The sequence below is a fragment of the Paenibacillus sp. FSL R7-0204 genome (assembly GCF_038002225.1).
In the GTDB taxonomy this organism is placed as follows: domain Bacteria; phylum Bacillota; class Bacilli; order Paenibacillales; family Paenibacillaceae; genus Paenibacillus_AQ.
The window spans coordinates 4,950,667-4,965,543 of the sequence record NZ_JBBOCA010000001.1 but is presented as its reverse complement, the minus strand read 5'-3'; the positions used below and the strand labels follow the sequence as shown (position 1 = coordinate 4,965,543).

At 54.0% G+C, this 14,877-nt stretch carries 10 protein-coding genes; 9 read left to right on the top strand and 1 reads right to left on the bottom strand.

All coding sequences use genetic code 11. The features are described from left to right. Nucleotides 1-89 precede the first annotated feature (89 nt). Complete coding sequence (locus MKX42_RS21925) at nucleotides 90-2,516, top strand: glycoside hydrolase family 31 protein (protein ID WP_340754587.1); 2,427 nt, start codon at nucleotides 90-92, stop codon at nucleotides 2,514-2,516. A gap of 54 nt (nucleotides 2,517-2,570) precedes the next feature. On the opposite strand, the gene MKX42_RS21920 is transcribed toward MKX42_RS21925, so the two are convergent. Further along, nucleotides 2,571-3,437, bottom strand: coding sequence for an AraC family transcriptional regulator (locus MKX42_RS21920; RefSeq protein ID WP_340754584.1), 867 nt, complete (start codon nucleotides 3,435-3,437; stop codon nucleotides 2,571-2,573). A gap of 131 nt (nucleotides 3,438-3,568) precedes the next feature. On the opposite strand from MKX42_RS21920, the gene MKX42_RS21915 reads away from it, so the two are divergent. The 8 genes from MKX42_RS21915 to MKX42_RS21880 all read left to right on the top strand — a co-directional run bounded on the left by MKX42_RS21915 (nucleotide 3,569) and on the right by MKX42_RS21880 (nucleotide 14,859). Next, a complete protein-coding gene (locus tag MKX42_RS21915) occupies nucleotides 3,569-4,411 on the top strand; it encodes an amidohydrolase family protein (protein WP_340754581.1) in 843 nt (280 codons plus the stop codon). 267 nt (nucleotides 4,412-4,678) lie between these two features. Then, the gene (locus tag MKX42_RS21910; protein ID WP_340754579.1) at nucleotides 4,679-5,638 is read left to right on the top strand and encodes an aldo/keto reductase; all 960 of its coding nucleotides are present in this window, start codon (nucleotides 4,679-4,681) and stop codon (nucleotides 5,636-5,638) included. Further along, nucleotides 5,638-6,657 carry a zinc-binding alcohol dehydrogenase family protein gene (locus MKX42_RS21905; protein WP_340754576.1) on the top strand — a complete coding sequence of 340 codons (1,020 nt, stop codon included), beginning with the start codon at nucleotides 5,638-5,640 and terminating at the stop codon, nucleotides 6,655-6,657. The genes MKX42_RS21910 and MKX42_RS21905 overlap by 1 nt, the downstream gene beginning before the upstream one ends. A gap of 21 nt (nucleotides 6,658-6,678) precedes the next feature. Further along, nucleotides 6,679-8,925, top strand: a complete 2,247-nt coding sequence (locus MKX42_RS21900; protein ID WP_340754574.1) for a glycoside hydrolase family 95 protein — start codon at nucleotides 6,679-6,681, stop codon at nucleotides 8,923-8,925. A gap of 550 nt (nucleotides 8,926-9,475) precedes the next feature. Then, nucleotides 9,476-11,173, top strand: a complete 1,698-nt coding sequence (locus MKX42_RS21895) for an extracellular solute-binding protein (protein ID WP_340754573.1) — start codon at nucleotides 9,476-9,478, stop codon at nucleotides 11,171-11,173. A gap of 111 nt (nucleotides 11,174-11,284) precedes the next feature. Continuing rightward, nucleotides 11,285-12,271 carry an ABC transporter permease gene (locus MKX42_RS21890; RefSeq protein ID WP_060866616.1) on the top strand — a complete coding sequence of 329 codons (987 nt, stop codon included), beginning with the start codon at nucleotides 11,285-11,287 and terminating at the stop codon, nucleotides 12,269-12,271. Between the two features lie 14 nt (nucleotides 12,272-12,285). Next, a complete protein-coding gene (locus MKX42_RS21885; protein WP_340754571.1) occupies nucleotides 12,286-13,197 on the top strand; it encodes a carbohydrate ABC transporter permease in 912 nt (303 codons plus the stop codon). Between the two features lie 129 nt (nucleotides 13,198-13,326). Next, nucleotides 13,327-14,859 carry a response regulator transcription factor gene (locus MKX42_RS21880; RefSeq protein WP_340754570.1) on the top strand — a complete coding sequence of 511 codons (1,533 nt, stop codon included), beginning with the start codon at nucleotides 13,327-13,329 and terminating at the stop codon, nucleotides 14,857-14,859. The last annotated feature ends 18 nt before the right edge of the window (nucleotides 14,860-14,877 follow it).

Here is a 14,877-nt window from a genome sequence, read left to right as displayed (position 1 = left end):
TGATATCGCGTAAATATATGCTAGATGAACCGATACCAATAATAATATCATTATCATCAGAGGAAGTCATAAGGAAAGGTGGAAGCATTGTGAAACTGATAACTGTTCAATCCGGCGAGGCTGGTGTAAGGCTGGAGACTAGTGAGGGAATGATGCATATCGGCTGGTGTACGCCGGAGATTGCCAGAATCCGCTATACTCTGAATGCTGGGCTGAGCGGCAAAGAGAGTCTGATGGTGGTGAGCCGGCCAGCGGCAGAGAACGTAGAGTACAATGTCACAGAGCTGCCCGGTCATCTGGAGATCTCAACGGCGCAGCTAACGATTGAAGTGGATAAAGAGACCTGTGCCTTCAGCTACAGAGCTGCGGACGGCACATTGCTGACACGGGAGCCGGCCAGAGGCGGCAAAACCCTGGAGCGTACAGAGGTCTATCATACTGTCTTCGATGCTTCAGCAGACACAGTAGAGACTGGGCAGGGTGCTGATGGGCTGCGTGCCAGAGCGGAGGGCGTTAACCGGAGGCTGGACCGGGAGGCTTTTCATACGAAGCTGGAATTCGAATGGCAGGAAGGGGAGGCCCTGTACGGACTTGGCTCCCATGAAGAGGGGATGATGAACCTCCGGGGACGGCAGCAATACTTGTACCAGCAGAATATGAAGGCGGTTGTACCGGTACTGGTGTCTACACGCGGCTACGGGATTCTGGTAGATTCGGGGTCTTATATGACTTTTCATGACGATGCCTTTGGCTCGTACCTCTGGAGTGATGCGGATGAAGAGATGGATTACTATTTCATTTATGGACCCGAATTCGATCAGATTACGGCGGGAATCCGCTATCTGACCGGAGAAGCGCCGATGCTGCCGAAGTGGTCCTTCGGGTATGTGCAGTCCAAGGAAAGATACGTCTCCCAGGCGGAACTGCTTGCCATCGTACAAGAGTATCGTGAACGTTCGCTTCCCCTCGACTGTATCGTACTCGACTGGCAGTCCTGGACGGGGAATCTGTGGGGGCAAAAGACTTTCGATCCTGAGCGCTTCCCCGATCCCTCGCAGATGATGAGCAGCCTGCACGCTATGAACGCCAAGCTGATGGTATCCATCTGGCCGATTATGGGCGCGGGCGGGGAGAATCATGAAGAGATGAAGGCACGCGGTTTCCTGCTCGGCAATCAGGCGACGTATGACGCCTTCTCGGAGGAGGCTCGTGCGCTGTACTGGAAGCAGGCCAACGAAGGGCTGTTCGCCCACGGCATTGATGCCTGGTGGTGCGATTGCACCGAGCCGTTCGAAGCGGACTGGAAGGGGGCGGTCAAGCCGGAGCCGGAGCAGCGGCTGCTGATTAATACGGCAGAATCGAAGCGGTATCTCGATCCGGGCTTGATCAATGCCTATTCCATGCAGCACTCCAAAGGAATCTATGAAGGCCAGCGTGCAGCGACCTCAGCGAAGCGGGTAATCAATCTGACACGCTCCGCATTCGCAGGGCAGCACCGCTATGGCACGATTACATGGTCTGGTGATATAGCCGCCAATTGGGAGACGCTGAGGAAGCAGATTGCAGACGGCCTTAACTTTTGCCTGACCGGTTCGCCATACTGGACGCTGGATATCGGAGCGTTCTTCGTGAAGAATCACAAGGAGCAATGGTTCTGGAGCGGGGATTATGACGAGGGTGTTGCGGATCTGGGCTACCGGGAGCTATATGTCCGCTGGTTCCAGCTTGGGGCCTTCCTGCCGATGTTCCGTGCGCATGGCACGGATACGCCGAGAGAGATCTGGCAGTTCGGCCAGGAGGGTGAGCCGATGTATGATACCTTGGTGAAATACCTGAAGCTCCGTTACCGGCTGATGCCATACATCTACTCCCTCGCCGGAGCTGTAGCACACCGCAGTTATACTATGTTCCGTGCGCTGGCCTTCGATTACCGGGAGGATGTGCAGGTCCATGCCATCGCCGATCAGTTCATGTTCGGTCCGGCCTTCATGGTGGCTCCCGTGACAGAGGCCATGTATTACGGTCCCGGCTCCCGTGAGCTTGAAGGAGTACTTAAGCAGCGCAGTGTGTATCTTCCTGAAGGCGAATGGTACGATTACTGGAGCGATGAACGGTTGGATGGCGGCGTGACGATTGTAGCAAAAGCAGATCTGGAGACGCTTCCCCTGTATGTCCGCGCCGGGTCCATTGTTCCGCTCGGCCCCGATGTTCAATATACGGATGAACAGCCGGAGGCGGTGACGAGGCTCAAGGTATACGGCGGGAAGGATGCAGCCTTCACCCTGTATGAAGATGAAGGCGATAATTATAACTATGAGACCGGCTCCTATGCCATGATCGAGCTGAGCTGGTGTGAAGCGGACCGCAGCCTGACTATCGGGAAGCGGGCCGGAGACTATGCCGGAATGCAGGAGGTAAGGCAATTTGCCGTAGAGCTGGCGGGGCATGCCGGAAGCTGCATTGTCACTTATGAAGGGGAAGCTGTAACCGTCCGCGAGGAGGATCTTCAGAGCTAAGGCTGAGCATTGTAACCAACTTGAACGTTTTGTAAGCTAAATAGAGAAGCTCTACTAGGCTCTGTTACTCTTGCGGTAGGCGGCGGGTGTCATGCTGGTGATTCTTTTGAATGTACGGTAGAAGTGGGGCAGGCTCTCGAAGCCGCAGGCCATGGCAATTTGCTCGATGGTATAGCTTGATTGCAGCAGGCTGTCCTTGGCGGCAAAAATCCGCTTGGTGGCAATATAATCCGTCACATTCATGCCCAGACGCTGCTTGAAGACCCGGCTGAAATGGGCCGGTGAGATCGAGGCCCGTGCAGCCAGGGAGCTTAGCTCCAGCGGCTGAACCAGATGATCGTTGATATAGCTGAGCGCCTCACGGAACCACTCCGGCAGCAAGGGATTTGAAGCAACCGGCTCGGCGGCTTGCGGCAGACAGTAGCGGTTCAGATGCAGCAGGGTAAGGTGAAGCAGCAGCGTAAGCGCCTGCCCGCCGTCCGGCTGATTCTGCTCGCGCTCCCGGTGGATCGCATCGATATCATGTTGCAGAATCTCAGCATGCTCTGGAGACAGGGTATACTTGTACTGCTTGTTGGTCTTGGCAGCGTCGAACAGCTTCAGATAGGGATAAGACTCACTGTAGGTATGGTTATGGATCAGAGCCGGGCTGAAAAAAAGGGCGGAGGAGGTCACCGGCTCCTCATTGTCGGGAAATCCCCGGTGCACCGTGTTTCCGGGAACAACAATGATGTCGCCCGGATGCATCTCATAAAAGGTTTGATCGATGAAAAAGCTTCCTTTGCCGCCGTATACGTAGATGAATTCGTACCAGTCATGCTGGTGGTCGGGCAGCTCGCGCTGCGGGCTTTTCGTTTCCTTATAGTCCAGCAGCAGCGTAATTGGCAATTGATGGTCAAAATGCCTGCGGATCGGTTCCATGAAGTCTCCCCCTGAGTTATATCTCTGCATTCTTACCCACATCATATCAAAATAAGGTATAGATTTGTTTGTTTTAGCTATTTTTATTCCTTTATCGGATGTTTACAATAAGGTGGAATGGAGGCGTTATCATGTATATTGATGCTCACCAGCATTATTGGAAGATAGACAGGGATGATTATGGATGGATTACGCCGGAGATTCCGGTGCTGTTCCGGGATTATCTGCCTGCTGATCTGGAGCCGGAGCTGACGAAGCATGGGATCAGCCGCACCATTGTGGTACAGGCTGCGCCGACTGTGGAGGAGACGGAATACATTCTGGAACTCAGCGGGCAAGCGGAGTCTGTCGCGGGTGTCATTGGCTGGCTGGATCTTGCAAGCCCTTCCTTCCAGGCAGAATTCGAGCGACTCAGCAGACATCCGAAGTTCACCGGGCTGCGGGTGATGATTCAGGAGATGGCAGACCCCGGTGTGCTTTTGACCCGGCCATATATAGAAGCGCTCTCATATCTTGCGGAGCGGGATGTACCGGTGGACCTGCTGGTGCTGGCCGATCAGCTTCCGCAGCTCATTGCGATGCTGGAACGGGTTCCGGGACTGCGGGGAGTTATTGATCATCTGGCCAAGCCGAGGATTGCTTCGGGCCAATTAGAGCCGTGGCGAAGCCTGATGGCGGAGGTGGCTAAGTATCCGGGGATTTACTGCAAGCTGTCCGGGATGGTTACGGAGGCTGATCCGCAGGGCTGGAAGCAGGAGGATTTCACTGCTTACGTAAGTGCCGTGCTGGAGCTGTTCGGACCCGGGCGGGTGATGTTTGGCAGCGACTGGCCTGTGTGCCTGATGGCGGCAACCTATGAGGAGGTTGTGGGGATTCTGCGCACAGCACTGCAAGACCGCTTGTCTGCGGAAGAGATGGAGCCGGTGTTTGGAGCGAATGCTGCTAGATTTTATAAGCTGGATAAGCAGAACTAAGGTGTTAACGAAAAGCAAAAAGAAGCGGAGGGGAAATTTGGAACTGTAGGAGCGGTAGCGTCCGCCTAAAAGCTTTCCGCAGGAAAGCTCGCTACGGAAGCATCAGCAGTCAACGGATTTCATCCGCGAATAGCGGGGGAAAATCAAAGGAATCTGTTGACAACAGCGGCCGGAGGGCCAAATGTTCACCGCAGTGACGACTAAGCTTCAAGTTCAAAACTTAAGTGTCTGTTATATAGCTTCACTAATTATAGGAGGTTGAGCGATATGAAATACAGAAAGCTGGGCAATACGGGACTGGAGGTCTCAGCATTAAGCTTCGGGGCCTCTTCGCTGGGCAGCGTGTTCCGGGAGGTTCCGAAGGATGAGGCCATCCTTACGGTTCATACGGCGATTGATCTGGGCATTAACCTCATTGACGTCTCCCCATACTACGGCCTGATGAAAGCGGAAACGGTGCTGGGAGAGGCACTCCAGACGGTATCGCGTGACAAGTATATCTTGAGTACGAAGGCTGGACGTTACGGTGAGGGGGAATTCGATTTCTCCAGAGAGCGGATCATCCGCAGCGCGGAAGAGAGCATGGGCCGTCTGGGCACGGATTACCTGGATATTCTGCTGCTGCATGATGTTGAATTCGGCTCGCTTACGCAGGTGATGGAGGAGGGGATTCCGGCGCTGGAAGAGCTGAAGCAGGCAGGCAAAATCCGTTACTTCGGCGTCAGCGGCCTGCCGCTGAGTGTGTTCGAGAAGGTGCTGCCGCAGACTAAGCTTGATGTCATTCTGTCCTATTGCCATTATTCGCTCAACGATACCACACTGCTCCGGCTCCTTCCGCTGCTGGAGGAGAGCGGCACGGGGCTGATGAATGCGTCGCCCATCTCGATGGGGCTGCTCAGCAACCGCAAGGTGCCGGACTGGCACCCGGCGGGAGCGGAGATTCAGGCCGCGTGTCAGCGTGCTGCTGAATATTGCAGGGATAAGGGGGAAGACATCGCCAAGCTGGCGGTCCAGTTCTCCACGGCGAACGAGCAGATTCCAACCACCTTGGTCAGTACGGCAACGCCGGAGAATATCCGCAACAATATTAAATGGACCGAAGAGCCGATCAATGAACAATTACTGGCAGAGGTGCGCGACATTCTGAAGCCGATCGACGGGGCGACCTGGCCGAGCGGACATCCGGAGTGGAATGAAGCACAGAGCCGGAACGGGGAGCGCTTATAATGAAGGGAATTATTTGTGAGGAAGTCGGAAAGTTCGTATTCCGCGAGGATCTGCCGGAGCCGGAGCTGCTGGACGGGGAAGCGGTTGTAAGCATCCGCCGCATCGGAATCTGCGGTACAGACCTGCACGCCTACCGGGGCAATCAGCCTTATTTCACGTATCCGCGTGTGCTGGGACATGAGCTGTCCGGGATTATTGAGCGCATTGGCGACAACCCGCAAGGGCTTCGCGCCGGTGACCAGGTCAGTGTCATTCCGTATCTGCATTGCGGAGAGTGCCGGGCTTGTCTGAGCGGTAAAACGAATTGCTGCCAGAAAATGAGAGTGTTCGGTGTTCATCTGGACGGCGGGATGCGGGAACGGGTGAGTCTGCCTGTAGGTAATCTGCTGAAGACAGACGGGCTGACGCTGGATCAGGCGGCCATGCTGGAGCCGCTGGCGATTGGTGCCCATGCGGTTCGGCGCTCAGGTATCAGCGCCGGGGATCAGGTGCTGGTGATCGGCGCAGGCCCGATCGGACTGGGCGTGATGGCCATGGCCCGGTACGCTGGGGCGAAGGTCATTGCGATGGATGTCAACGATGAACGTCTGGCCTTCTGCAAGGGTTGGGCGCAGGCGGAGCATACGGTAAGCGCCTTGAAGGAGCCGAAGGAGCAGCTATCGGCGCTGACGGAGGGCAACTTCCTGCCGCATGTCATTGATTCCACAGGCAACATCTCCTCTATGGAAGGGGCTTTCGGACTGGTTGGGCATGGCGGTACGTTGACTTATGTCGGCTTGGTCAAAGGGAACATTACCTTTAGCGACCCGGATTTCCATGCCCGCGAGATGACGGTGCAGGGCAGCAGAAATGCGACCCGTGAGGACTTCGAGCGGGTAATTAGCGCAATTAGGGACGGTTACATTGATGTGGACCGCTATATTTCCCACCGCTGCTCCTTCGGGGAGATGACCCTGCAGTTCGAGAGCTGGCTGAATCCTGAATCCAAGGTGATCAAGGCATTGGTGGAACTGAATTAACAGCGAAGGAGCGGAAAAGCGATGACAAGCACGGAACAGTGCCAGCGGTTATGGTACACAGAGCCGGCACAGGAATGGAATGAGGCATTGCCGGTAGGCAACGGCAGGCTGGGGGCGATGATCTTTGGCAGGGTGGCTGAGGAGAAGCTGCAGCTCAATGAGGATTCCGTCTGGTACGGAGGTCCGCGTGACCGCAACAATGAAGATGCGCTGCCCCACTTGCCGAAGCTCCGCCAGCTGATTCTGGAAGGCAAGCTGCGGGAGGCGGAGGAGCTGGCGGCCATGACGATGGTGGGGCTGCCGGAAGCGCAGCGCCATTATCTGCCGCTTGGCGACCTGCTGCTGTCATTCAGCGGACATGAGCAGCCTGCTGTTGACTATCAGCGTGAGCTAGATCTCGAATCCGGCGTATCCCGGGTGAGTTATGTGACCGGCGGAGTCCGCTATACCCGTGAGCTGTTCGCCAGCTACCCGGATCAAGCCATCGTGGTGCGGATTACCTCTGACCGGAAGAACGCAATCTCCCTGAAGGCCAGATTCAACCGCCAGAACTGGAGAATGCTGGAGAAGACCGAGAAATGGAATGACAGCGGACTGGTGATGGGCGGAGAATGCGGCGGGCGCGGGGGAAGCTCCTTCGCTGCTGCATTGAAGGCCGTCACAGAAGACGGGACCTGCCGCAACATTGGTGAATATGTGCTGGTGGAGGGGGCAAGCTCGGTTACGCTGCTGATTGCTGCAGGAACCACGTTCCGCTATCCCGATCCGGCGCTGTATGCCAAGCGGCAGCTTGAAGAGCTGAGTAGCGTACCTTATGACAAGCTGCTTGCCCGCCATGTTGCGGACTACCGCAGCTTGTACGGCCGGACCTCGCTGACGCTCCCGGAGAACCCGGAGCTGAGCGGACTGCCGACCAGTGAACGGCTAAATCGGTTCCGGCAGGGGGGAGAAGACCACGGACTGATCTCGACTTATTTTCAATATGGCCGTTATCTGCTGATTGCCTCCAGCCGTCCTGGCTCCTTGCCTGCGAATCTGCAAGGCATCTGGAATGACAGCTTCACCCCGGCGTGGGACAGCAAATTCACGATTAACATTAACGCGCAAATGAATTACTGGCCGGCTGAACTCTGTAATCTGGCGGAATGCCATGAGCCGCTGTTTGATCTGATCGAACGGATGCGTGAGCCTGGACGGGTGACTGCGAAGGTCATGTATGGCTGCGGGGGCTTCACGGCACACCACAATACGGACATCTGGGCAGATACTGCTCCTCAGGATACGTATCTGCCAGCATCGTTCTGGCCGCTGGGAGCAGCTTGGCTGTGTCTGCATATGTGGGAGCATTACCGGTTCAGCCAGGACCGCCAGTATCTGGCGAATGCCTATGAGACGATGAAGGAATCTGCACAGTTCCTGCTGGATTACCTGATAGAGGATGAGTCGGGCCGGCTGATTACCTGCCCGTCCGTCTCGCCGGAGAACACATACCAGCTTCCCGGCGGGGAATCAGGTGTGCTGTGCGCCGGAGCCTCTATGGACTTCCAGATCATTGAAGCCCTGTTCAAGGCCTGTGTCCAGAGCTCGGAGATTATCGGCCGGGACGAGGTATTCCGCGAAGAGCTCCGCTCAGCGCTGGACCGTTTGCCGGGGCCTCAGATCGGTAAATACGGCCAGGTTCAGGAATGGATGGAGGATTATGAAGAGGTAGAGCCAGGGCACCGGCATATTTCGCATCTGTTTGCGCTGTATCCGGGGGATGCCTTCACGGTGGAGCATACGCCAGAGCTGGCGGCAGCAGCCCGTACGACGCTGGAACGCAGACTTGCCAGCGGCGGCGGACATACCGGCTGGAGCCGGGCCTGGATCATTAACTTCTGGGCCAGACTGCAGGATGAGGGCAAGGCGTATACCAATGTGCGGGCATTGCTGGAGCATTCGACTCTGCCTAACCTGTTCGACAATCATCCGCCGTTCCAGATTGACGGGAACTTCGGAGGAACAGCGGGCATCGCTGAGATGCTGCTGCAGAGTCATACAGATAGGATCAGACTGCTGCCTGCATTGCCTGCCGACTGGAATGAGGGCAGTGTCAAAGGACTGCGGGCAAGAGGCGGCTATACCCTCGATTTCACTTGGTCAGACGGGCTCGTTACTGAAGTAGTGGTCACCTGTACGGTATCCGGCCTATGCCGTCTGGAAGGCCCGGGGCTGGCTCCGGTGTCCTTCACCGGGGAAGCGGGGCATTCTTATACCTTCACCGGGTAGAGTAACTTTAGGATAGCTAGTTGACGAATAGGATAATATAGTTATGTAGGATTGGCGTATTTGTGCCAATCCTTTTTGGTGTGGTTAGCTAGAACGTTGAGTGTGGGCCAAATGTAATCGAAAAACCGATTACATTTGGCAGTGGCGTAGGTGCGGGTGGGTGCGCAAAGGACGAGCCTAATGGTGAGGTGTACAAGTGCTCCCGAATCCGCCGAAAGCGAGCTCCAGCGTGAATGAGGCGCACAAGTGCTCCCGAATCCGCCGAAAGCGAGCTCCAGCGTGAATGAGGCGCACAAGTGCATCAGAATCCACTGAATAACACCGCGTCTGCAAAGCAGCCAGAAGCCGAACCCCCGCAGGCACCACGCCCCCACCCACAACGGCAATTCCGCTGCCGCGATTCAAGCAACCGTTTTCTTTTTATGAATTTATAGGGGGGAAGACCTATATTCTATGAATTGTAAGCGCATTCTGAAAACGTATAATTAAAGTTGTCACCAGGAGAAATTAGAAGCATAAGCGATTAGCCAAAAAGGGGAGGCATAACAACATGCACAAAACGGCAAAACGTTCAGCAGCAGCCGCTGCGGCCGGTGTATTAGCACTCACACTGGCACTGACAGGCTGTGGATCAAGCAATAACACCAGCAACACCGGAAGTAAGGATACTGCAGGCAAGGATACCACCAGCGGAACCAACGCAAGCCCGGCAGCAGCCGGAGACGACACGGCTCCGGTAACGTTCTCGGTATTCATGAACGGTCCCGCACAACAGCCAACGCCTGACAATAAGATTCTGAAGCTGATCAAAGATGAGACCGGAATCACCTTCAACCAGGAATTCCTGGTCGGCGACCTGCAGCAGAAGCTCGGGGTCATGATTGCCGGGGGCGATTACCCGGACATCATGTCGGGTGACGACAAATTAATCAATGCCAAGGCATACATTCCGCTTGAGGATCTGATTGAGAAATACGCTCCTAACCTGAAGAAGCATTACGGTGCGGTCTGGAACCAGATCAAGGATGAGAGTGACGGCCACATCTACGTTCTGCCAAGTTATGGCGTTTATCAAGGTAAAATTACTGAGCCTACTTATCAGGGACCAGGCTTCTGGCTGCAAAAAGGCGTGCTTGAGGAAATGGGCTACCCTACTCCTAAGACCCTGGATGAGTATTTCGACATCATTGCTAAATATAAAGAAAAACACCCGGACATGATCGGATTCGAATCACTCAACTTCGACTGGCGCGTGTTCCCGCTGCAGAATCCCCCAGAGCATCTGTCGGGGCATCCGAATGACGGAGCCGTTATTGTAGATAACAATGTAGCACAGATTTTTGCCGACAAGGATATCTCTAAGACCTATTACAAGAAGCTTAATGATATCAACGCTCAAGGCCTGATGGATAAAGAAGCGTTCGTACAGAACTATGACCAGTATCTGGCCAAGGTTGCAAGCGGCAAGGTCATCGGGATGTTCGACCAGCACTGGAACTTCCAGGACGGCGAGAAATCCCTGATCTCCCAAGGCAAGCTGGAAAATACGTATATCGGCTTCCCTCTGCTCTATCCGGGCGCAGAAGAATGGTATCGTGACCGCGGAGCGGTTGGTACTAACCGCGGATTCGGAATTTCGATCAATGCCAAGGACCCTGTCCGCATTATCAAATTCTGGGATAAGATGATCACCGAGGATTGGCAGAAGACGCTTCAATGGGGCGTGAAAGGCGAAGATTATGAAGTGAACGCAGACGGTTCCTTCTACCGTACACCTGAGCAACGTGCGAATGCGGATAAGACCAGCTGGCAGGTTGCCAACAAAATCACAGGGATGTTCGGTTACATGCCTAAGATTCAAGGTACGTACAGCGACGGTAACTCAGCAGATGCGGGTACACAGCCTCAGGAATTCTTCGACAGCCTGAAGCCTTACGACCAGAAGATTCTGAAGGCGTACAACAAGAAATCATGGTCCGAATTCTTCAAGGAACCGAAAGAGAACAATATCTACTTCCCTGCGTATTCCATCGTGCTTAAGGATGGTTCACCAGCCCAGCTCGCACAGTCCAAACTGAATGACCTCATGATTAAGTATTTGCCGAAAGCCATTATGGCCAGCCCTGCTGAGTTCGAAGGCGTGTGGCAGGATTATGTGGACAGAATCCACAAGCTGGACATCAAGGCCTATGAAGACCGGATGAATGAGGGCATTCAGCAGCGTATCGAAAAATGGAGCGTTAAATAAACCATTCAGTACAGAAATAGGAGCGGGAAATGCTGTTTCCCGCTCTTCCTAAATAAGAATGCGTGAATAGGACAGCGTGGAGAGAATGATTTTTACAGGAGGGAATACAACATGTCTGATGCCGTACTGGACAAACAGGTCAAAAAACAGAAGACCCGAAAAAGCAAAATCGATCCGGAAATCGGTGTGAGTCTAAGCTGGAAAACACTGAAAACACAGAAACAGCTTATTTTTATGTCCGTGCCTATTGCACTCTATCTGATTATCTTCAACTATGTTCCCATCTGGGGCTGGCTTATGGCTTTTCAGAATTACCGCCCGGCGGTGTCCTTTGGCCAGCAGGAATGGGTAGGCTTACAGCAATTCAAGTTTTTATTCTCTGATGATACCTTTATGCTGGTACTTCGCAATACCATTGCCATGAGTTTCATTAACCTTGTACTGGGTACGGTTACGGCTATCGGTCTGGCTCTGCTGCTGAATGAGATCAAGCTCAAGTTCTTCAAGCGCGCAGTTCAGTCGATTTCTTATTTGCCGCACTTTCTGTCCATGGTTATCGCTGCAGGGATTGTGTCCACTTCACTCTCCATCGATGGCGGGATTGTCAATGTCGTTCTAATGAAGCTTCACCTGATTAAAGATCCGATTATGTGGCTCAGTGAAGGGAAATACTTCTGGGGCATCATCGGGGCGTCGAACGTATGGAAAGAGGTGGGCTGGGGCACGATCATCTATCTGGCGGCCATTACCTCCATTGATCCTTCCCTGTACGAGGCAGCTTCCATTGACGGCGCGAAACGTTTTCAAAAGATGCGTTATATCACGCTTCCGGGAATCAAGGCTACATTCGTTATTTTGCTGATTATGAACATTGGACATATTCTGGATGCCGGCTTCGAGCTTCAATATCTGCTGGGCAACGGACTTACTGTGGACTATTCGCAAACCATTGATATCTTTGTAGTGAAGTATGGTCTGGCCATGGGTAACTACTCGCTGGCTACGGCGGCAGGGATCTTCAAAACGATTGTCAGTGTCATTCTCGTATTCATCGCAAACAATGTCGCAAAACGCCTCGGCGAAGAGCGATTACTATAGAGGAGGAAGCCCATATGAAAGCCAGGACCAAAGGTTCAAGCCGGATTGAGCCGGTTGTATTTCATACGTTCAACACGATATTTATGCTCTTTGTGGTTACTGTCACGCTCTATCCGTTCCTCCAGACGCTGGCGGTATCCTTCAATGACGGCAGTGACACGCTTACCGGGGGAATCTACCTCTGGCCCCGTGTATGGACGCTGGAGAATTACCGGGCGGTCTTTGTATCAGGAACAATCTATCATGCTGCATTTATCTCGGTATCCCGTACTATAATTTCAACGGTGCTCGGTGTATTCCTTACAACGATGTTGGCTTATGCACTGGCGCAGCCGCAATATATTTTCCGCAAAAAGATCGGCTTGCTGTTCATCCTGACCATGTATTTCAATGCCGGACTGATTCCCAACTACTTCCTGATCAAGAATATGGGCCTGCTGCATAACTTCATGGTCTATATCCTGCCGAGTCTGGTCAGCGCGTTCAACCTGATTATCATGCGGACATATATCCGCGGGCTTCCGTTCAGCCTTACCGAATCAGCGAAGATTGACGGGGCAGGAGAATTCAGAATTTTCTGGAAAATCATCTTCCCGCTCTGTACGCCTGTATTGGCAACTGTTGCACTGTTTATCGCGGTAGGCTCATGGAATTCCTGGTTTGACACATTCCTCTATGCCTCCTCGGATATCAAGCTTAGCACGCTGCAATACGAAATGATGAAGATGCTCGGCTCCATTATGAGTACGAACAATGATCCGTCGATGCTTGCGGGAGGCCAGAACAATCAGGTCCAGTCGCTGGTTACGCCAGCCTCCATGCGTTCAGCCATTACGATCGTTACAGCGGTTCCGATTCTGTTCGTCTACCCTTTCTTGCAGAAGTATTTCGTGGTAGGATTGAACCTGGGTAGCGTAAAAGAGTAATTGTCACTATGTATTATATAAGGGAAATATGTATATTATAACCGTTTCGGTGCAGCCGAAGCGGTTTCTCCTGTTCAAATATAAGAATTTAATGTTGCACATGATAACTTATATAAAGATGGTGAGCCCATGCTTAAGGTACTGTTTGCTGACGATGAGCCGATTATGCTGGAAGGGCTCCGCTTCCTGGTCGACTGGGAGGCATTAAATTATGAAGTATGCGGCGAGGCGCTGGACGGGGAGGATGCGCTGCAGCTGATTGGCACCACCCGCCCTGACTTGGTCATCACCGATGTGCGGATGCCGGTCATCGACGGACTTGAGCTCATCCGAAGAACCTCTGAGAGCGAATTCCAGCCGAAATTTATTATTTTTAGCGGCTATGCTGACTTTGAGTATGCCAAGCGGGCCCTGAAATACGGAGTATCCAATTATTTGACCAAGCCGCTGGATGAAACGGAGCTGACAGAGGCGCTGCGGACGGTCACGGAACAGATCCTTAAGGAACGCAAGGCGTCCTCTCGGCGTGATGCGCTCTCGGCTCTGATGCAGGAGGATATGGTATCCCGGCTCCTGATGCGGGAGAATACGGAGGAGGAGCGGGAGCAGGGGCTGAAGACGCTGGGAATCTCCCCCGCCTCGCGGCTATGCTGTATTCTGGTCCATGGAGCAGCGCCGGACAGCGTTCATATGCGTGAGCAACTCGCCGCCATGAGAAGCAAGGAACGGCTGCTCAGCCTCGCGGTCTATCCGTTCACCGCAGGCAGCGGAAAGCACGGCTATCTGCTGGTGTCCCCGCAGGAAGGACCGGCGCTTGACCAGGCACTGCTTACCCGGTGGATGGAGGAGATGCGGCCGCTGTACAGCACGGCGGTCTTTTTCACAGCAAGTCTTCAGCATCAGGGTCCGGAGGCTCTGAAGACGGCATACCAGGAGGCGCTGGCTGCTGAGCTGTGCAGACCGGATGGGCCGGGGCGCGGGGGAGCCGGCTTCTTCGAGAAGCAGGATAAGACACAGATGGCCATGCTTCCGGCAGAGCTGAGACGATCGCTGCTGCAATCCGTCACCGAAGGGAAGGCACGGCATCTCACGGATCAGCTTGGCGAGGTGTTCAAGATTTTCTCGGCGGATGTGGCTTCCAGCTCATGGATCGACGCGTTTCTCGCGAATATCAAAGCAGAACTGCTACGTGAAATTACTGCCAGAGGGGGAGACTATGCGCAGTGGGTGCAGAAATGGTTCCCGTCCCGGCATACGGCCAATTGTCTGCCGCTGCTTGAGCGTCAGATAGAGGAGGAGCTGTGCGAGGCTGCAGAGTGGTTCGCTGCGGCTGCGGACGGCAGGGCAGAGGATCAGATCGTGGCCGCAGCGATAGAGTATGTCCGCGGGCATTATCAGGAGAAGCTGAAGCTGCAGGATATTGCGGGGCACCTGCATGTGAACTCGGCCTACCTGGGACAACGCTTCAAGAAATACTACGGCAGCTCTTTTAACGATTATCTTCATGAATACCGCATTGAAGAGGCGAAGAAGCTTCTGCGCCGGACCGATATGGGGATTTCCGATATCTCAAGCAGAGTGGGCTATTCAGACGCCGATGTATTCGCCGCCAAGTTCAAGGCGCTTAACGGAGTTACACCTTCCGTGTACAAGAAGAGTTAATTCAAGAGGGAGGAGGGG